Consider the following 19637-nt stretch of genomic DNA (forward strand, 5'->3'; position numbering starts at 1 on the left):
GCACATTTATGGGGTGGCAATCTGCTTGGGCTGAGGAGTTGTTTACGCCGTTTTGGAGCTTATACAAGGCCTTCGAGACGGAGCTTTCGCTCCTCCTCAGGCTGAACGGATTAAAGGAACAACAAGATTATCCTTCTGAATGGGGCAAAGTAACAACACGATTATTCTTAATTTAAGTGTAGATATCTCTCAGGGTTGTTGCTCCACTAAACTTTAAGCACATTTATGGGGTGGCAGTCCGCTTGGGCTGAGGAGGTGTTTACACCGTCTTGGAGCTTATACAAGGCCTTCGAGACGGAGCTTTCGCTCCTCCTCAGGTTGAACGGATTAAAGGAACAACAAGATTATCCTTCTGAATGGGGCAAAGTAACAACACGATTATTCTTAATTTAAGTGTAGATATCTCTCAGGGTTGTTGCTCCACTAAACTTTAAGCACATTTATGGGGTGGCAGTCCGCTTGGGCTGAGGAGGTGTTTACACCGTCTTGGAGCTTATACAAGGCCTTCGAGACGGAGCTTTCGCTCCTCCTCAGGTTGAACGGATTAAAGGAACAACAAGATTATCCTTCTGAATGGGGCAAAGTAACAACACGATTATTCTTAATTTAAGTGTAGATATCTCTCAGGGTTGTTGCTCCACTAAACTTTAAGCACATTTATGGGGTGGCAGTCCGCTTGGGCTGAGGAGGTGTTTACACCGTTTTGGAGCTTATACAAGACCTTCGAGACGAGCTTTCGCTCCTCCTCACGCTGAACGGATTAAAGGAACAAGATTATCCTTCTGAATGGGGCAAAGTAACAACACGATTATTCTTAATTTAAGTGTAGATATCTCTCAGGGCTGTCGCTCCACTAAACTTTAAGTTTTTCTTGACATTTATGAGGTGGCATGTTTAAACAATCCGTTCGGGCTGAGGAGGCGCGTTAGCGCTGTCTCGAAGCCTATATCAGGAAAGCTAATCTAAGGGAATAAATTGTGTTTTGGGTTTATATCTTAAAGTGTAGAGATCAAAGTTATTACATTGGCCATACAGATAACTTAGATAATCGTTTATTTCAACATCAAAATAAATTAATTCCAGGATGTTATACTTCCCGAAAATTGCCTGTACAATTAGTTTACTCGGAGGATTTTCCAACCCGGGAAGAAGCATTAGCTGCTGAAAGACAAATTAAGGGTTGGAGTCGTCGAAAAAAAGAAGCATATATCCGTGGTGATTGGACTGCTTTATCAGAATACTCTAAACGTACTAGTAATAATAAAGCTTAGAACAGGCTTCAACAGGGGTGATTTTGGCTCCCCAGAGGATAATTTAACGATAGAATCGGATGAATGTTGATCTATATTAAACTGTATGATAAAATTTAGTACAATTTTTTCATCCTTATGTATTGTGTTTCCATGGCTGGCAATTTTCGTGTTGAAGATATTACCCCAGGACCTGTTTCAAATTCATCAGGACATGAAGCATACCTCAAGGCTATATATAATCCGCCTGATCAGCAAACACCTCCTTATAGAATCATTTATAAAAAAAATAAGCATGGTCGTGCCGATTTTTCACGTTTAGAAGTCACCTTTAGCCAATTAGCACGTTTATTTTTATTGCCGAATTTAACGCCTACTCATCATTTGGTCATTGATGAAGAGAAGAATGTCATTGGGTTGGCTGTTCAACATCTTGCTTACGTCATCGCTAATAAAGAAGGACTAGATACTTCTTTTTATGAATTAACCGATCCACAGCATCTTGGTTGTGCCCATGGTGCCCTGAAAGTAGATGATCCAACCAAGATACCCATTTATTTTTTGAATAATCTACCCCAAGGTTTTTATGCGAGTTTGGTGGAGGCCGAAACAAACGGTATTTTAACGATTGATTATGAATCTTTAGCCAGTATTCTTTCTACTTCATATACTCTGGAAGAAGATGATTTACATAAAGGAAATTTTGGTTTTTATCTGGTAGAAAAAGACGGTAAACCCCATGCGGTATTTTTTAAAATCGATCATGATCTCATGTTTGTGGACAGCATTATGGGTTTTCAGACCCGTAGACCTTTTCATTTAACTCACGGTGCTCATGCATTTGACATTACAGTAGATGATTTGATGTCTCTTGCCTGTTTAAAGAATTCATGTAATTCCTACTGGCCTACTAAATTTGGTTATATAGCGAATCCTTTTGATAATAAGGAATATCGTAATTATGCAGACATTGATGCTTTTGCTCGCCTCAGCAATAATGCTGCATTTATCAAAGCGAAATGGAAGTCTTTTTATAAGCATATCTTAATTCCTACTCAATTAATTGAATGTACCTTAAAAGAATGCAGCGATATGAAAAAGGCCTCTGATCGGGCCCAGGTTGCCTTGGTGACTCAAACTTTGACCGCAAGACTTGCTCGTTTGCGGGCGGTATTGTTCTCCATTAAAGAATTTCGTGATTATGTTTCTCAATTGAATGAACAAGAAACAAAGGCGTTGCTCAAAGAAATTATTCCTCTACATGGCCATAATGAGTCTCTTATTCAACAGGTTCAAGAATCGTTTGTTCGCTCCAAAACTCTGTGCCATGAAAAACATGGGTTTGAAAACGGAGATACACCATTACACACAGCTATTAAAATGGGTGAGTATCGCTATGAAGAAACAATTAGCATGTTTGGTCAGTTTATTAATGTAAAAAATAAAGAAGGCAAAACACCCTTGGATGTTGCTTTAGAGCGTGTTCATACATTTCGTGGCGATCAAAATGTGGGTAAAAATGCTTATTTTATAATGAAGCATTTATTAAATAATGGCGCTCGGAAAACCAATCTTTATAAGCTTGCTGATATTGATTCGGCAGTTAAAGCTTATCGTTATTCCAACCCTTATGTACAAGAAATCAGAGCAAGTATGTCTTATGGTGAATTTAAACGGATATTAAGAAACATCGGAGAAGACCATCGTTTTTGTTTAAAGTTTCAAAAGAATTTGGCTGTTGAGTGCATTAAACGTTTTATCGAGGTTAATAAGCAGCATCCGAATTTTGAGGACCGGCTGTTGCAGTTAAGAAATGACATCAATGGTTATTCATCGGACGAGGAATCAGCAGGTGTCAAATACATTCGTCAATTGCGCAGTAAGCTGTGGATTATTCGTCAATTACGTGGCTTATACGGCTGGACGTCAACTCAATGGGAAATCAATTCAACCATTAACCAAGCGCTGGAGCAGCACAAAGCTAAAAAGCCCAGTTGTTTCTCCTTTTTCTCAAGTACCCAGCAAAGAGAGCATGTTCATAAGGACTTGGTATTGGATAATCGTTCCTCTTTAGTAATGGGGTAATGACGCGACTTTAGTGTATGTTCAATATTTAAGGAAATAAGAGCGAGCAAATGTATCATTTAAAGCGTCACACTTTTCTAAAACTCTTAATTTACAGTGGTGATGGGATGGGTCTTCATTTTTTTAATGATTGGTCAATTTATGCTACAATTATAGTCACATGAAGACTAAAAGATGTAAAGTAGAAATGCGAGTTGATCCTTCGGTTGTATGCAAGGTGTATCATGATTTCAAACACGTAAGGGATCGTTAAGTAAATTTGAAGTATTATGAGAATATAAATGCATCAATTGAGTCATTACCTCTGGGGTTAATGAATTGAGAAGATCTGTAAAAAAACACATAGATTGATAAGCTTGGAGATAGTAATGTCTAATAAAATAATTAGTGACAAAATAACCGTAGATGATCCTCTTAAATCAGATATTGCTAAACTTTTTGATTATCCCAATGGACCTAAAACAGTACAAGATATTGAATTGCAGGGAGACGATGAAGCGAAAGACGCCTTTGTTAGGTTTAATGCGATTATAGGTAACCCGGCATTAACCAAGCAAGATATAGTTGATGAATTAAAGAAAATGAAGGATGACCATATGCTATTGCATATAGGTCGCAAATCATATAACGCGGAACCAGACGATGAGGCTATAAAATTAATGGCAAATCGTTTATTTGCTGCAGTTCAATACAACCGTATTTTCAAATTGCCATTAGAAGATGATGAGAGTTTCTTAAAAGAGCAGTTAGAAAATGAGAAAGAAGAAGTTTTAAAAATATTAATGACAAAAGCTACGGCCAAAGATGTCACTGATCTGTTTGAGGCCGTGAAGGATCCAAAAAAAGATAAAGAAGATATTAAGAAGGCCATGGAGGCTCTGGGCTTAGATCATGGAGATAAGGAGAGTGTAGATGAACTTTTTGCTGAGGCTCAATATAATCATCTTTATGCAGGAGCAGTAGAGGGTAGTAAACTAAAAGCACAGCTGGGTAAAATGATAAATGAAGTTATAGAGCAATTAAAGCATCAAGATCACGTTACAAAAGTCGCTGACTTAATCGAGGCAGTGCAGGATCAAAACAAGACCAAAGATGAGATTAAAGATGCGATGAAGAAGCTGGGTTTAGATCATAATAATGATGATAAGGTCAAAGAACTATTTGCCGAAAACCAATACAAACGTATTCTCGAAGCTGTCAAAGTAAGTAACCCAAAACTTCATGAGCAATTACAAGCGAGACCTAAAGAGGTTGTTGATGCACTGGTTATTGCAAACAAAGACAATCAAGATGAAATAGATGATTTAGTAAAAGCAGTAACGAATGTAGGTACAGATAAACCAGGCATTAAAATAGCGATGGAAAAGCTGGGCCTAAAACATGATGATCCAGCAAAACTTAACGAACTGTTTGGCGAGAATCAATATTTTCGTATTCTTGGAGAGGTTGAAACCACTAACCCAAAACTTCATGAGCAATTAAAAGAAAAACCTGAGGATATCAAGAAAGCACTGGCTGGGGCAGCGGATTTGGCTGCTGTAAAACTACTAGTAGATGCGGTTCAGAAGAAAGACAAAAATAAAGTAGACATTCAAAAGGCAATGGAGGCTCTGGGTTTACAGCATAATGAAAATGCTAAGGTTAAAGAACTATTTGCCGAGAACCAATATGCACGTATTCTTGGAGAAGCTCTTGCCAATAGCCCAATCCTTCATAAGCACTTAAAGGATGAGGGTAAAGAAGTTATTGCCGCACTGTCTAATGCAAATGTAGAGGATTTAGCTGGGATAAATAAATTAGTAGAAGCAGTTAAGAATCCAGCTACAGATAAACCAGGTATTAAAGCGGCGATGAAGGATCTGGGTTTAGGCGAAGATGATGAAATAGCTAATGAGCTTTTTGCTGAGGCTCAATATAAACGTATTTTAGAATTGGCAAAAGATGATGTTGAATTAAAAAAGCAGCTTACGGATAAAAAACCTGCTGTTTTAGATAAATTAAAGGAGATGACAAAAGTCGAGGATGTTACTGCCTTGCTTAACAAATTAAAGGATCCTGCAACTACTAAGACACAGACTTTAGAGAAGATGGAGGAGTTAGGTTTAGGCAAGAATGAGGAAGATGCTAAAAAACTATTTGCCGAGAACCAATATAAACTTATCCTTAAACAGCTCGAGAAAAGTAACTCAAAACTACTTTATGCTGAATTAAAAGCGAAACCTGAGGACGTGATTAAAGCACTGGTTCGCGCAAATAAAGAGGATTCAGCGGGCGTACAATTCCTAGTGGATGCAGCTACAAAAACAGATTCAGATAGATTAACGATTAGAAATGCCATTGGTGTTCTGGGTTTAGACCCTGATAAAGATAAGCAAATATTTGCCGAAAATCAATACAATCGTATTCTTGAAAAGGTCAAAGACAGTAACCCAAAACTTCATGCGCAATTAAAAGATAAAGATAAACGTGATGCTGTGATTCAGGCTTTGGTTAATAAAGATGTAGCGGATTTGGCCCAGGTAAATCAACTAATAGAAGCGGTTACGAATAAAGAGTCAAAGAGAGAACTTATTAAAAAAGCTATGGAGGATCTGGGCTTAGATCATGGCAACGATGATAAAGTTAAAGAGCTTTTTGGAGAAAATCAATACAATAAGTTAGCTGACCAAATCAAGGCTCATGAACATACAAATCCTAAACTCTATGCGTATTACAATGAGCCTGGTAAAAAAGCAGAACTTATTACAAAATTAGGGCAACGTAACCAGCCTATACCTAACCATAACTTGAATCAGATCATTGAGCTTCTTTTAAGCGAGCCTGGGAAACGCATGGAGCAACAGCAAGAATTCAGCAAGTCCATTGAAAAACATGCCAAAAAATTAAAACCCATTGATGATCTTGATGAGATTGTTCATTTATATAACCCTGAATTCCAGGCAAAAGCACGAAAAGATCCGCAAGGGATGAAAGACAAATATAAGGAATTATCAAGGGAATGTGCGGTGATGATCAACCAATTGGAATTGCAATTGAAGGAATTGGAGGCAATTAAGGAAAATCTGAAGACACCACATCTAAAAGACAATATAGATACTACTTTGCAGGCCGATCTGTTACTAAATGAAAAAACAGAAAAACGGCTTAAAGAGCAACTGGATTTTTATCGGCGTGTACAAGACAAAATAGATTCGCATATCTTAAAAGCAATCGACGAAGCTGTTAAAGGGTCTAAAAAGTATATTTATGATCCAAATTCAGTATCTAGCTATAATATTTCACGGGAGGAGCTAGCAAGAGGCGCGAGATTTCAAAGGAAAGCAGGAGGAAATACGCTCAACATAACCACACCTACTGAGGGAACTTCATCAATAAGAGATTTCATGTTAGAAGAGGAAAAACCTACCAAAGATCAGGTTCGTTGTTTTGATGTGGCTTTTACGCACACGAGAGATACTGGAGAGAAGGTGGGAACGGCAGCACGCTTTACCTACGATCCTAATCCTCCAGGAGCTAGTGGATCGTCAATGTTAAAGGGAGGAGAGATTGTCAAATCAACTCCCAGTAAATTTGAAGTCTTGCAATTCCCTAGGGATCCAGAAAATAAATTAACCCCTGAAGAGCTTCAAAAAGCTCAAATAGAATTTTCTATGACCATGGCGATACAGATTCTTGCGACGCTTGATAAGCCTCCTACAAAAGACAGGCCTCTTTGTATTAACGGTTTCAGTGGCCAACAAGATGAGGTTGCGTATTTATGGACAGCATTAGCTATTCTTGGGGAAAAGAATCCTAAAATGCACTTCTCTCCTGATGCTCTACTTGTGAGAGGGAACTCCGGATTTAATCCAAATGCGGAAAGGGGGCGTCTCTACGGATTTGCAAATACTTCCCTCAAAACAACGGTATTTGATGCTCATAGTGCTGTAATCGATAATAAGATACAAGACTTATCTAAATTGACTACAAAACGGTTTGATTCTAAAGCAATAAATAAAGTAGAAGAAGGTACTGAGGAGGCGACAAAGGAATATAAGGACAAATTGAAGACAGGTAAAGTCCAAACTGAGATTCAAAATGCGGAACAAAGAGTTGAAGACAAGTCTTTAAAAATATAGAAAAAATTGAGCATGAGCCCTATAAAGACATAAACAAGTTGGGCTCATCAGAGGTTGCAAAAACTAACAAATAATGAAACAACCTAGAGAGGGGAATACAATTGAATGCAAACCAATTAGCAATTGGTGTATTTGACTCAGGGATGGGAGGGTTAACTGTTTTACGTGCTTTGCGCGAGGGGTTACCGCAAGAATCATTCGTCTATTTGGGAGATACTGCACGTCTTCCATATGGTACTAAGAGTCCAGATACGGTAAAACAATACGCAATGCAAATGGCAAAATTGTTGGTAGAGCGTCGTATTAAAGCTTTAGTTATAGCCTGTAATACGGCAACTACTGCAGCATTACCCTATTTACAATCCATGTTACCGGACATGCCAGTACTGGGTGTCGTTGCTCCAGGCGCCGCAGCAGCGGTTGCTGCGACTAAAAATAATCAGGTTATTGTTTTGGCCACTGAAACAACAATTGCCTCGAATGCCTACCAACAGTTAATTGCCCAACAACTCCCTCGAGCAGTCATTAATACTCGGGCTTGTAGTGTTTTAGTCGCTTTAGCTGAAGAAGGAATGATTAATAATCAAGTAGCACGCGAAGCTTTAAAATATTATTTGGATGGTTTTACGCATGAAGATACGGTGTTGTTAGGATGTACGCACTTTCCAGTGTTCAAGTCATTGTTAACCCGCATATTGCCTGAAGGAGTAACCATTGTTGATTCTGCACATGCAACAGCAATCGCATTACATCGTTTGTTAGAAAAGCAGGATTTACTCAATGATGTACCTTCGCTATATCGGAAAGTAAATTATTTAGTCACAGATTCGATTAAACGTTTCCAGACTGTTGGCGAGATATTTTTGGGCGAACCATTAGCGTTTGAGGATATTGAGCTGGTTGATGTTAGGGGATAATGGTATCGCGCTTGGTATTAGTCTACAAAGCGAAACGTCTATTAAAGATATGCTGCAAGAAAAGGTTTCTAGTAAGATTTAGACCTTCCGTTTTCACGGAAGGTGACGTATTGAGAGAGCGTTCCCTCTTGCAAAAGCAGGGAGTCTCTTGAAGGAAGCTAGAAAAACGCCCCTTTTTGCGAAAGCAGAGCCTATTAAAGGAAGCAGGAAAAACGTCACCCTCTGCGTAGGGGTCTATTGAAGGTATGTTGCAAGGTGAGGTTTTTGGTAAGTTTAGCTATTTTTAGACCTTCCGTTTTCACGGAAGGTGACGTATGGGAGAGCGCCCCCCTTGCGAAAGCAGGGTCTATTAAAGGAAGCAATCGCAGGAAGATGTCGTTATGGAAAAGTATTCATATGTATATATTGTAACGAATCAAAAAAATGGAACGTTATACATTGGGATAACCACGGATTTGGTCAAAAGAGTTTGGGAACATAAAAACAAATTCGTTGAAAGCTTTACGAAAAAATATAATTGCACACGCCTTGTCTATTATGAACAACATGTGGATGTCTTAGAGGCAATTAAACGAGAAAAAAGATTAAAGAAATACTTACGAGCATGGAAAATTGAGTTAATTGAATCTATAAATCCTTCATGGCGGGATTTATACGAAGATATTTGCTAGATCCTTGCTTTTGCTAAGGTGAGGCCTAGAAGAACGTCACGCAGGGGGTCTCTGGAAGGTATGCAGAGGTTTCTGGTAAGTTTGGTTATTTTTAGACCTTCCGTTTTCACGGAAGGTGACGTATTGAGAGAGAGCCCCCTTTGCGAAAGTAGAATCTACTATTAAAGGAAGCGGGAAAAACGTTACCCTCTGCGTAAGCAGGGGGTCTCTTGAAGGTATGCTGAGGTTTCTGGTAAGTTTGGTTATTTTTAGACCTTCCGTTTTCACGGAAGGTGACGTATTGAGAGAGCGTCCCCTTTGCGAAAGCAGGATCTACTATTAAAGGAAGCGGGAAAAACGTCACCCTCTGCGTAAGCAGGGGGTCTCTTGAAGGTATGCTGAGGTTTCTGGTAAGTTTGGTTATTTTTAGACCTTCCGTTTTCACGGAAGGTGACGTATTGAGAGAGCGTCCCCTTTGCGAAAGCAGGGTCTTTAAATGAAGCAGGAAGAACGTCACCCTCTGCGTAAGCAGGGGGTCTCTTGAAGGTATGCTGAGGTTTCTGGTAAGTTTGGTTATTTTTAGACCTTCCGTTTTCACGGAAGGTGACGTATTGAGAGAGCCCCCTTTGCGAAAGCAGGATCTACTTAAAGGAAGCGGGAAAAACGTTACCCTCTGCGTAAGCAGGGGGTCTCTTGAAGGTATGCTGAGGTTTCTGGTAAGTTTGGTTATTTTTAAACCTTCCGTTTTCACGGAAGGTGACGTATTGAGAGAGCGTCCCCCTTTGCGAAAGCAGGGTCTATTATTAAAGGAAGCAGGAAGAACGTCACCCTCTGCGTAAGCAGGGGGTCTCTTGAAGGTATGCTGAGGTTTCTGGTAAGTTTGGTTATTTTTAAACCTTCCGTTTTCACGGAAGGTGACGTATTGAGAGAGAGCCCCCTTTGCGAAAGCAGGATCTATTAAATGAAGCAGGAAGAACGTCACCCTCTGCGTAAGCAGGGGGTCCATTGAAGGTATTGTGCAAGGTGACGATAGGAGTACTTCAGGCGGTGGTGTTTGTTACATTATAGAACAACACTTGTGCTCTATTTTTTGTAAATCTTTTTCATCATCAAGACTCACTTCCAAAAACTCCAATTCTTGGTACATAGTCAGCGATGTTTGTAATAAGCTGTTTGCCGTCTCCCATAAGCGCTCTTTTTCTTTAACTGATGCTAGATTATTTAATAAAATGAGGCATTCTGCATGTTGCTCACTTCTAGGTGTTTGTGCGGCAAAGGATCCTGGGGGAGGATTTAGTGGCTTTGGAGCAATAGGTATCTGGATGATGTAATCAATAAGATCGGATATGGAATTATTATAAAATATATTCAATAAGTGAGTGATGTAGCTGTGTAAGAGCAGATGAGAATCAGATAGGACTTCTTTAAGGAGTAGGAGAAGATTTTTATTTTTGGATGTGGTTGGTATTTTGCCTAATTCAACAAGAATTTGTTGTTGAGCCGACTTAAGATCCTCAAGATCTTTTTTCCAATCAGACAATTGTGAGTTAAGGCTTATTGTTTCGTAGTGTGCTCCATCAGAATTAAGATAATTAGAAAAAAGTTTAATTAAGTCTTCAATTGTGCGGGCTTTAGATATTTCTTCAATTAAGTACAGTATAATGCCTCTGTTATTGACTAAGTGGTGTTTCTCTAATCCTAATTTATAAAGAGATATAATTGAATCCTTCATGTTAAACTCACTTTGAGATTATTCTTCTCTGGGAGGACGGTTCATAAGGTTTTGTACTACTTCTTTAGCACTAATTTCTCCTTGTAAAAGTGCATTAATTTGTTCACAGATAGGCATTTCTACTTGATGTTGCTTTGCTATGAAACAGACTTGTGATGCATTACTTTTCCCTTCTACAACCTGCCCAATTTGTTGTTCTGCTTCAGTAATGCTTGTATTGCGTCCGAGAAGTAAGCCAAAACGCCGGTTACGGGATTGATCATCGGTACACGTCAATACCAAATCCCCCACACCTGCTAAGCCAAGAAAAGTGTCTGGCTGCGCACCTAAAGCAAGTCCTAGGCGCTCCATTTCTGCTAAACCACGTGTGATTAAAGCAGCTTTAGCATTTGCACCATAACCTAAGCCATCACTTATTCCGCAACCAATCGCCAAAACATTTTTAATGGCTCCGCAAATTTGGACGCCTATAAGATCATTACTTAAGTAAACTCGTAAGTTACGGTGATGAAGTAAATTTTGAATATCTTTTTGATATCCTGGATTATTAGAGGCTAAAGTTACCGCAGTGGGCAATAAACAGGCCACTTCTTTGGCAAAGGATGGGCCAGAAATAATGGCTTGAGGAAAAGAAGAGCCGAAAGTCTTAGAAACTAACTCACTTAATAACTGATGGCTTTGTGGATCAATTCCTTTAGTGAGCCAGGCTAAGCCTCGGAGTGTTTTGGGGATTTTTGCAATAATTTCAGCAAATGCATGTGATGGCACCGCAATAATCACGTGTTCTGCTTCTTTGAGACAATAAGCAAAATCCTGAGTAGGAAAAAGGTTTTCAGGAAAATTAATGTTGGGCAAGTAACGAGAGTTTGCTCTTTTTTCTGACATAAGTGCAACATGTTGAGGATCATGTCCCCACAATAAAACGCGATACCCTACATGAGCAAGATGTATTGCAACGGCAGTGCCCCAAGATCCTGCACCTAATATGGCAATAGTTTTCTGATTCATTTTTATGTTCTTAAACAAGTTGCAGTTATGCCTGACAGGCACAACTCGGAATATATTAAATCCATTTTTGCCTCAAAATAGATTCCCGCTTACGCGGGAATAATGACGCTTTCTTAGCTTAATGACGGTGTACCTACCTACTTCTGTACACTATTTTATTTTTAGTGTGTGGTTTCTTCTTTAGCTTGATCTGATTTTTGTTTTTCTGCAAGTTGTTGCATGTATAAAGCATCAAAATTAATAGGTGCTAGTACCAGTTGCGGGAAGCTGCCACGAATAACTTGGGAAGTTATTGCTTCGCGCGCGTAAGGGAATAGGATATTGGGGCAGAAGCTATTTAGTAAATGATCCAATTGATTTGTTGGAGCGCCTTGGATAGTAAAAATACCTGCTTGTTTGACTTCAACTAAAAAGGCGGTGCTTTTTTGATTGGTTACTGTGGCGGTTACTGTTAATACAACTTCAAAAACATTTTCTTCTAGTTTTGTCGTGGTAGTATTAAGGTCAAGATTGAGTTCAGGTTCCCATTGTTGTTGAAAAACTGCAGGGGTATTTGGTGTTTCAAAAGATAAATCTTTAACATAGATTCTTTGAATCATAAATTGGGTTTCATTGTTTTGTGGAACCTGGTTTGCTTGTTCGCTCATAGTATCGCTATCCTCTTAGTAATTGATCGAGTTTTCCCTGGGCATCCAGGGCATATAAGTCATCGCAGCCCCCAATATGTTGGCCATCAATGAAAATTTGTGGCACGGTACGTCTACCACTTTTGGTTATCATTTCTTCACGTAATTCGGGGTGTAAATCAACACGAATATCAGTAAACGAAGTGTTTTTTTGTTGGAATAACTCTCTTGCTCTGGTGCAGTAAGGGCAATAACCAGTACTGTACATGATTATTTCCGCCATAACCTTATTTTCCTTTCACTAAGGGTAGATTTGCCTCTTGCCAGGCAGCGATTCCTCCACTAAGCACTAATGCTTGATAACCTTGGGTTTGTATCTTTTTCGCAATGGTTTGTGTATCTATGGCTCGAGCACCTACTAAAATAATAGGTTTATTTTTGAATTTGTTCATTTTTTGTTGCTCAAAATCGTCACTTTTAGCATTTATAGAATCAATAATATGGCCTTGCTTGAATGCTTCTTTGTCACGAAAATCAATCACTACCGCATTTTCATTATTAATTAAATCTACAGCAGCTTGAGGAGTCAGTTCTTTAGCTTTTTTCTTTTGGGTGATTAATTCATTAATAAAGGTTAACAGTAAAATCACAATTAGGGCTAACCATAGTTGCCAGTGATTTATAATAAATTGACCTAAGTGTTCCATGTTCCGCTCTTGATGTTTTATTAATGTAGCGAATTATCCCCAGAATAGAGAATGAACGCAAGTAAAGGATGAGGATCATATACGATCTTACAGATCTTATCTTTTTCTTTTCAAAAGAACATAGATTGCTCCACTGCCGCCCTCTCTAGGTAGCGCACTGTGAAAAGCGATGACTTCATTTATTTGGGGTAACCAGCGATTAAGGAGATTTTTTATCACAGGGGGGGCGCCTTGAATTCCCCCTTTACCATGAATAATTAATAAGCATCTTTTGTCCTGTTCTGCTTGTGTTTGAATGAATTGACAAAGCATCTCTCTGGCTTTTTCACTTTTTAGCCCATGTAAGTCTAAGCGAGCTTCCCATGGAATTTGCCCTTTTTTTAATGCTTTGAATCGTTGCGGTGAAAGACTGGGTTGAGAATACGAAAGAATAGTTTCAGAAAGAACTGTTTCAATAATCATATCCGATAAATAATATTCTTTTTTTTCTTCTTTGGAGGTGCTCTTTTGAGGTTGTATCGGAGATTGAGCCTCTGTTGAGACACGTTTTGTTTTTTCATGAAGTGGTTTTACTGAGCGCATGCATTCGCGAAAAAGCGCCTTGTCCTCATCCGACACAAAATTATCAGCCATTTTTTGCTAGAATTTAAAGGTTATATTTAAGTATATCTTGAAATTTAGCGAGGTAGAAACCCTGAGTATCGTTAAAATTCTTGAGGACGGGTGTTGCTTTGTCAGGCTACATTTGTTACTTAACATAGGGTACAATTTGTACTTTTTGTGGATGAGAATGAACTCCTATGAGCAGCTATATACTTAAAGAAACGGAAGAGTTAATCACTATTTTAGATTTTTTACGGTTTAGTGTGTCCTGTGCGATGAATACTAATTTGTTTTATGGTCATGGTACAGATAATGCGTGGGATGATATGCATTCATTAATTCTAAGAAGCCTTTTATTACCTTATGAGATTGAATCTAATTGGTTAAATGCTCGCTTGACTACAAGTGAAAAAAAATATTTATGTCAGCAATTGGAAAAACGTATTAATCAGCGTGTGCCCGTGCCTTATTTAATAAAAGAAGCCTACTTTTGTGATTTGCCTTTTTATGTGGATGAACGTGTTTTAATTCCGCGTTCGCCTATAGCAGAACTGATTAAAAATGAATTTTCTCCATGGATCGATGCCGATAAGGTTCATCGTATTTTGGATTTATGTACTGGTAGTGGATGCATTGCGATCGCTTGCTGTTATGCATTTCCTGAGGCTCAAGTTGATGCTACGGATATTTCTAGTGAGGCACTTGCTGTTGCTGCAATAAATCGTGAACAATTAGGTGTTGAAGAACAACTTACTTTAATTGAATCGGATTGTTTCACCAAAGTACCGCAAGTAAACTATGATTTAATTGTCTGTAATCCTCCTTATGTGGGTAAAGAGGAGATGCAAACTTTACCGGATGAATTTCGTCATGAGCCTGTTTTAGCTTTAGAAACTGGGAATAATGGTTTGACTATTGTGGAAAGCATTTTACAAAATGCTCATGCCTATTTAAGTGAACATGGTATTTTGATTGTAGAAGTAGGAAATAGTGAAGAAGCTTTATGTGAAGCATATCCACATGTTCCCTTCACTTGGTTGGAAATGAGTCATGGGGGACATGGTGTGTTTTTATTAACGAAACAACAACTCGATGAGTATTTTAATGTCAGGTAATACTTTTGGAACTTTATTTACAGTCACTACATTTGGGGAAAGTCATGGTCCAGCTATTGGTTGTGTGGTGGATGGTTGCCCTCCGGGATTAGCGTTGCAGGCTGAGGATATTCAACCTTTTCTTGACAAACGCAAACCGGGGCAGTCTAAATACACCACCCAAAGAAGAGAAGAGGATAAAGTGCAAATCCTCTCTGGCGTCTTTGAAGGAAAAACAACTGGTGCGCCTATTGCTTTGTTGATTGCAAATACAGATCAACGTTCCAGAGACTATGAAGAAATCAAAAATCTATTTCGTCCAGGGCATGCTGATTTTACCTATCATCATAAATACGGCCATAGGGATTATCGTGGTGGGGGCCGATCTTCAGCACGCGAAACGGCGGCACGAGTTGCAGCTGGTGCAATTGCTCGTTTGTATCTACAACGTCATTTAAAAGTGGATATTGTGGGTTATTTACAACAAATGGGGGATTTAGTTTTAAACGTTGATGATGAGGCAGAGATTCATAATAATCCTTTTTTTTGCCCTAATAAGACACAAGTTCAGAATCTTGAGGATGCAATAGAACAACTCAGAAGAAAAGGGGATTCGGTTGGAGCCCGAGTGAACGTTATTGCTCGTAATGTACCAGTGGGACTGGGCGATCCTGTGTTTGATAAACTGGATGCGACATTAGCCTATGCGATGATGTCAATCAATGCGGTTAAAGGTGTTGAAGTGGGTGCTGGGTTTGCTGCTGTCCATCAACTTGGTTCAGTACATCGAGATGAAATGTCGCATCTTGGTTTTTTGAGTAACAATGCAGGGGGGATTTTAGGAGGTATTTCTACAGGACAAAATATAGAGGTAAGTATTGCATTAAAACCTACATCAAGTATTACTACCCCAGGAAAAACGCTCAATGTTTTTGGGGAAGAGGTTACTGTAGTAACTAAAGGACGACATGACCCTTGCGTGGGAATTAGAGCAGTACCTATAGCTGAAGCAATGATGGCTTTGGTATTAATGGATCATTATTTAAGGCATAAGGCGATAAAGGGATAACCATGGTGGGATGTGAGAACTTATCAAGGATACAATTAATAGAACATAGAATGAGGTGATAATGAGTAGAGAATTAAATGTAGCCATCGTGGGTGCTACTGGCGCTGTAGGAGAAACTTTTTTAACGGTATTGGAAGAAAGAAATTTTCCTGTAAAGACTCTTTATCCTTTAGCGAGTTCTCGCTCTGTTGGTAAAACAGTAGTGTTTAAAAACAATGAATTAGATGTTTTAGATCTAGCAGAGTTTGATTTTAGCAAAGCGGATATCGCTTTATTTTCAGCTGGAGGTTCTGTATCTAAGGAATATGCTCCTAAAGCTGCTGCGAGTGGTTGTGTCGTTGTTGATAACAGCTCATGCTTTCGTTATGAAGACGATGTTCCTCTTGTTGTTCCAGAGGTGAATCCTCATCGTATTGCTGAATATAAAAACAGAGGTATTATTGCTAATCCCAATTGCTCTACCATTCAGATGGTTGTTGCTTTAAAACCTTTACACGATGCAGCAGGAATTTCTCGTATCAATGTTGCCACCTATCAGTCTGTTTCGGGTACTGGAAAAAAAGCCATTAGCGAGCTTGTGTCACAAGTGGGCGATTTGTTAAATGGTAAGCCTCCTCATGTCAATGTTTATTCCCAACAAATTGCTTTTAATGCTATTCCTCATATTGATCAATTTGAAGATAATGGCTACACCCGTGAAGAAATGAAAATGGTCTGGGAAACACGTAAGATTATGGAAGATGAGCATATTATGGTTAATCCTACTGCTGTTCGAGTCCCTGTTATTTATGGACATTCTGAAGCCATTCATATAGAACTAAAAAGAGCAATGACTGCAGAAGAAGCTCGCGCTCTTCTTTCTAAAGCACCTGGTGTTAAGGTGATTGATAATATAGGTAAAGCAAGTTATCCAACGGCAATAAAAAATGCTGTAGGTCGTGATGAAGTATTTGTAGGTCGAATTCGTGCTGATATTTCACATCCAAATGGATTAAATTTATGGATTGTAGCCGATAATATTCGTAAAGGCGCTGCTTCTAATGCGGTGCAAATTGCTGAAATTTTACAAAGAGAGTTTTTGTAATTAATTGATTGCACACTTAGTTTTGGTTTATGCACATTAAGTGCCTTGCTTCGAGCTACGATGTGTTCACATCCAAGCTTTATAAATGAATGCTATAATAAAAGTATCTATTGACGATTTTGGTCACCTTCTCCTTGATAAGAGAAGGTGGGTTGTTTCTCTGTCATTCATTTTGAATGTAATTAGAACACTTAAAAAATCCTCCTACTTTTTATAACCTAAGTTATACTTTGATTAACGTGATTGGATATTTTGAAGTATATGCTAAACGAATATTATTTAACTGATGATATTGAAGAGCCAGTTCTTGCTCATGCTGTTTTATCTTATGTGACACCGAGTATATCTGGTAAGCAATTTCATGAATTAAAAACAGGACAAATCCCTTGGGATGCAAAGTTGGATCTTTCGGCTTTACCGGCAGAGGATGCTCGTCAGGCTTTGTTAAAATTTATTCAAAAACAGGTAAAAAATAAGAAATACTCACTACTCATTATCCATGGTACAGAAAGTCGTAAAAATGCTTTTCCTTTATTAAAGAATTTAATTAATCACTGGTTACCTCAGATTGCAGAGGTGGCCGCTTTTCATAGTGCAAATCCTAAAGATGGCGGTGTTAACGCCGTGTATGTTTTGCTTAAAAAAATTTATGAGCTTCCTGAACTTACTCGTATCGGAAAAGAATCCATTTTAGTCGCGGAAACTAAGGCAATGGAACGACAAAGGCGCTTAGCTGAACAGCAAGGAGAGCGACGGTTAGCATCGGTAAAAGCGCGTGAGCATTCTAACCAAGAAGCACAGCCTAGTCCTGAAGGCGAATTGCAAAATAGTATTTTGCAACATCCAGAGTTAAACAGTCAGCGTTTTGATGGTGTTGATGCTCCTTTAAATCCTGAGCCTCCTTTAAATACTGAGGCTCGACGAGAGTTTGATAATGAACGACGAAACCAAGAGCAAGAAAAGCAACTACGTTTAGGACATATGCCAAAATTTACGAATACACCTAGACCTAAAGGACCTCAATGACAATTGCAAGTGACATAATCAGTCATCAAATGCCTGATTTTGACTCTTATCTTCGGGCAGGAGAGTCGTTAGATGACATTGATGAATATGGTTTTACGCCTTTAATTGAGTGTGCTATTACTCGTCAAATTGAAATTGCCGAGCAATTAATTATTCGTAAAGTGGATGTGAATAAAACTGATGTAACTGGACGTACTCCTTTGCATTGGGTTGTGGATAATAACGATGTGGCATTTGCACGTCTATTATTAAATAATGGAGCGGATCCTAACGCTTATACACGCAATGGACTTTCTGTATTAGTCTATCCAATACTCCGAGGTCAGGATGTACTCAAACACTTGCTCTATAATCATGGGGCAAAGCTTGATTTTGCGCTGGATTTCATTAATGGCAAACTTTTGGGGCATCGATTCGAATTGCAAGGAGATGTGGATATAGTTAATGCCAAAGATGAATTTATTGAACTGGATTATGAAGGCTTTATTCTAGAATTTACTGTTTCGGCAATAAAAGATGCTTTAAGACGTTTTATTAGTAGTTTTTCAACACGACATTTACGAGAATATTTTCCATTTGCTCATGCCATCATTGATGCATTTACTATTGCCGAAGAACTTTTGCAATATCAGCATTTACCGTTTTTGGAGAAGCAGCACCTTGAGCGGTTGCAGACTTTCTTAAACGCATCTATGTTAATTCTTCCTGCAGCAAGTCGTGGTCATGCCATGGGTTTTATCCGTTTGGGACAATGGTGGGCTAAAATTGATAGGGGTGAAAACAGTCTAAAAGAAGGTAGCGTTAATATTTATAAAATCACGAGACCAGAAGCTTTTGATAGTTACTTTTTGCGCGATTTTTTATATAAAAAGCAAGCAAGGACTTATTTTCATCAAATGATCAACCAACAATTAGGGTTAGTTCCCATAGCAAAAATCCCCATTAGTTCTCAGATCAGTGGTAATTGCTCCTGGGCTAATATCCAAGCAATAGTCGCAGTAGCTTATGCTATGCAAGAATTGGAGAAAACGAATCAGTTTAATCCTAACCCTGCTCTGGCTTTTTATGATGAGTGGGTAGTATGGGATAAGGAAAGGGCAATCGATGAGTGCATTCAGCGTTTTCATTTAGCAGAGCCAGCTCGTAAGGCAAGCCTTGCTGCAATGCTAGGAGGTGTTTTATTTCAAGCTTGCGATTATGCGAATAAGCAGCACTTGGAAATGGCTGAAAAAATACTCAAAGTTTTGACTTTACCTGAATATGAATACATTTTGAAAAGTTATCTTGAAGAATATTGTATTAAACGTTTAACCAAAAGAGGAAATAATTTACTTAAAATTCTCGATGACTGCGGCATAAATCCTAATATTGGTGTTAATCCTATTGCTACAGGTTTGTAAGCTTGTTACCGCCTATCCTTATCATACTTCATTTTAGACAAATTATTTAATGTTAAATCCGCCTCTTCCATCCATTTGTTAATTCGGATACGGCTCACTGCTTACACTATCTCGATTCAAGATAACTTGATAAAAAATCGATGATCATGCGCGCAAGCATATCGTACCCGACAGACAACTCCTTTGATCTATTTCTTATATTTGCTATTTCTCAAGAAAAAGCTGGTGAACTTATTTTAAACAGAAACAATGGACGGCTAATAAGACA

Annotated in this window: 16 protein-coding genes; 10 read left to right on the plus strand and 6 right to left on the minus strand. The window is 38.6% G+C overall.

Features of this window, described 5'->3' with window-relative positions:
* The first annotated feature begins 977 nt into the window (after positions 1–977).
* The 5 genes from DYH34_RS02875 to DYH34_RS02895 all read left to right on the plus strand — a co-directional run bounded on the left by DYH34_RS02875 (position 978) and on the right by DYH34_RS02895 (position 9041).
* Positions 978–1271, plus strand: coding sequence for a GIY-YIG nuclease family protein (locus tag DYH34_RS02875; protein ID WP_058465046.1), 294 nt, complete (start codon positions 978–980; stop codon positions 1269–1271).
* Between the two features lie 132 nt (positions 1272–1403).
* The gene (ankK, locus tag DYH34_RS02880; protein ID WP_058465047.1) at positions 1404–3335 is read left to right on the plus strand and encodes a Dot/Icm T4SS effector AnkK/LegA5; all 1932 of its coding nucleotides are present in this window, start codon (positions 1404–1406) and stop codon (positions 3333–3335) included.
* A gap of 368 nt (positions 3336–3703) precedes the next feature.
* The gene (locus tag DYH34_RS02885) at positions 3704–7453 is read left to right on the plus strand and encodes a coiled-coil domain-containing protein (RefSeq protein ID WP_058465048.1); all 3750 of its coding nucleotides are present in this window, start codon (positions 3704–3706) and stop codon (positions 7451–7453) included.
* Between the two features lie 101 nt (positions 7454–7554).
* Positions 7555–8370 carry a glutamate racemase gene (gene murI / locus DYH34_RS02890; protein ID WP_058465049.1) on the plus strand — a complete coding sequence of 272 codons (816 nt, stop codon included), beginning with the start codon at positions 7555–7557 and terminating at the stop codon, positions 8368–8370.
* 380 nt (positions 8371–8750) lie between these two features.
* Entirely contained in the window at positions 8751–9041 is a 291-nt protein-coding gene (locus tag DYH34_RS02895) for a GIY-YIG nuclease family protein (RefSeq protein WP_058465050.1), read from the plus strand.
* A 1036-nt stretch (positions 9042–10077) separates the two neighbouring features.
* On the opposite strand, the gene DYH34_RS02905 is transcribed toward DYH34_RS02895, so the two are convergent.
* From DYH34_RS02905 to DYH34_RS02930, 6 genes are all read right to left on the minus strand, one after another.
* A complete protein-coding gene (locus DYH34_RS02905) occupies positions 10078–10752 on the minus strand; it encodes a hypothetical protein (protein ID WP_058465052.1) in 675 nt (224 codons plus the stop codon).
* Positions 10753–10770: 18 nt separating this feature from the next.
* Entirely contained in the window at positions 10771–11760 is a 990-nt protein-coding gene (locus DYH34_RS02910) for an NAD(P)H-dependent glycerol-3-phosphate dehydrogenase (RefSeq protein ID WP_058465053.1), read from the minus strand.
* A gap of 161 nt (positions 11761–11921) precedes the next feature.
* On the minus strand, positions 11922–12407 hold the full coding sequence (secB, locus tag DYH34_RS02915; protein ID WP_058465054.1) for a protein-export chaperone SecB: 486 nt from the start codon (positions 12405–12407) through the stop codon (positions 11922–11924).
* Between the two features lie 7 nt (positions 12408–12414).
* Positions 12415–12669: a glutaredoxin 3 gene (gene grxC, locus DYH34_RS02920; RefSeq protein ID WP_058465055.1), complete on the minus strand. Its 255-nt coding sequence runs from the start codon at positions 12667–12669 to the stop codon at positions 12415–12417.
* Between the two features lie 4 nt (positions 12670–12673).
* A complete protein-coding gene (locus DYH34_RS02925; protein ID WP_058465056.1) occupies positions 12674–13093 on the minus strand; it encodes a rhodanese-like domain-containing protein in 420 nt (139 codons plus the stop codon).
* Positions 13094–13189: 96 nt separating this feature from the next.
* Positions 13190–13726, minus strand: coding sequence for a Smr/MutS family protein (locus DYH34_RS02930; RefSeq protein WP_058465057.1), 537 nt, complete (start codon positions 13724–13726; stop codon positions 13190–13192).
* A 167-nt stretch (positions 13727–13893) separates the two neighbouring features.
* On the opposite strand from DYH34_RS02930, the gene prmB reads away from it, so the two are divergent.
* The 5 genes from prmB (at position 13894) to ankH (ending at position 19369) form a co-directional block, all read left to right on the plus strand.
* Positions 13894–14811 (plus strand): 50S ribosomal protein L3 N(5)-glutamine methyltransferase, encoded by a 918-nt coding sequence (gene prmB, locus DYH34_RS02935; RefSeq protein WP_058465058.1) that lies wholly within the window; start codon positions 13894–13896, stop codon positions 14809–14811.
* Positions 14801–15859, plus strand: a complete 1059-nt coding sequence (gene aroC / locus DYH34_RS02940) for a chorismate synthase (protein WP_058465059.1) — start codon at positions 14801–14803, stop codon at positions 15857–15859. Before prmB ends, aroC begins: the two co-directional genes overlap by 11 nt.
* A gap of 61 nt (positions 15860–15920) precedes the next feature.
* The gene (locus DYH34_RS02945) at positions 15921–16943 is read left to right on the plus strand and encodes an aspartate-semialdehyde dehydrogenase (protein ID WP_058465060.1); all 1023 of its coding nucleotides are present in this window, start codon (positions 15921–15923) and stop codon (positions 16941–16943) included.
* 261 nt (positions 16944–17204) lie between these two features.
* Positions 17205–17969: a Smr/MutS family protein gene (locus DYH34_RS02950; RefSeq protein ID WP_058465061.1), complete on the plus strand. Its 765-nt coding sequence runs from the start codon at positions 17205–17207 to the stop codon at positions 17967–17969.
* A complete protein-coding gene (ankH, locus tag DYH34_RS02955) occupies positions 17966–19369 on the plus strand; it encodes a Dot/Icm T4SS effector AnkH/LegA3 (RefSeq protein ID WP_058465062.1) in 1404 nt (467 codons plus the stop codon). The genes DYH34_RS02950 and ankH overlap by 4 nt, the downstream gene beginning before the upstream one ends.
* The last annotated feature ends 268 nt before the right edge of the window (positions 19370–19637 follow it).

Source organism: Legionella cincinnatiensis (genome assembly GCF_900452415.1).
In the GTDB taxonomy this organism is placed as follows: domain Bacteria; phylum Pseudomonadota; class Gammaproteobacteria; order Legionellales; family Legionellaceae; genus Legionella; species Legionella cincinnatiensis.

Excerpts from the sequence above, each read along its gene's own strand:
- ankK (WP_058465047.1), top strand. The coding sequence starts at position 1,404 with ATGGCTGGCAATTTTCGTGTTGAAGATATTACCCCAGGACCTGTTTCA.
- DYH34_RS02885 (WP_058465048.1), top strand. The coding sequence starts at position 3,704 with ATGTCTAATAAAATAATTAGTGACAAAATAACCGTAGATGATCCTCTT.
- DYH34_RS02895 (WP_058465050.1), top strand. The coding sequence starts at position 8,751 with ATGGAAAAGTATTCATATGTATATATTGTAACGAATCAAAAAAATGGA.
- DYH34_RS02905 (WP_058465052.1), bottom strand. The coding sequence starts at position 10,752 with ATGAAGGATTCAATTATATCTCTTTATAAATTAGGATTAGAGAAACAC.
- DYH34_RS02910 (WP_058465053.1), bottom strand. The coding sequence starts at position 11,760 with ATGAATCAGAAAACTATTGCCATATTAGGTGCAGGATCTTGGGGCACT.
- secB (WP_058465054.1), bottom strand. The coding sequence starts at position 12,407 with ATGAGCGAACAAGCAAACCAGGTTCCACAAAACAATGAAACCCAATTT.
- grxC (WP_058465055.1), bottom strand. The coding sequence starts at position 12,669 with ATGGCGGAAATAATCATGTACAGTACTGGTTATTGCCCTTACTGCACC.
- DYH34_RS02925 (WP_058465056.1), bottom strand. The coding sequence starts at position 13,093 with ATGGAACACTTAGGTCAATTTATTATAAATCACTGGCAACTATGGTTA.
- DYH34_RS02930 (WP_058465057.1), bottom strand. The coding sequence starts at position 13,726 with ATGGCTGATAATTTTGTGTCGGATGAGGACAAGGCGCTTTTTCGCGAA.
- prmB (WP_058465058.1), top strand. The coding sequence starts at position 13,894 with ATGAGCAGCTATATACTTAAAGAAACGGAAGAGTTAATCACTATTTTA.
- aroC (WP_058465059.1), top strand. The coding sequence starts at position 14,801 with ATGTCAGGTAATACTTTTGGAACTTTATTTACAGTCACTACATTTGGG.
- DYH34_RS02945 (WP_058465060.1), top strand. The coding sequence starts at position 15,921 with ATGAGTAGAGAATTAAATGTAGCCATCGTGGGTGCTACTGGCGCTGTA.
- DYH34_RS02950 (WP_058465061.1), top strand. The coding sequence starts at position 17,205 with ATGCTAAACGAATATTATTTAACTGATGATATTGAAGAGCCAGTTCTT.
- ankH (WP_058465062.1), top strand. The coding sequence starts at position 17,966 with ATGACAATTGCAAGTGACATAATCAGTCATCAAATGCCTGATTTTGAC.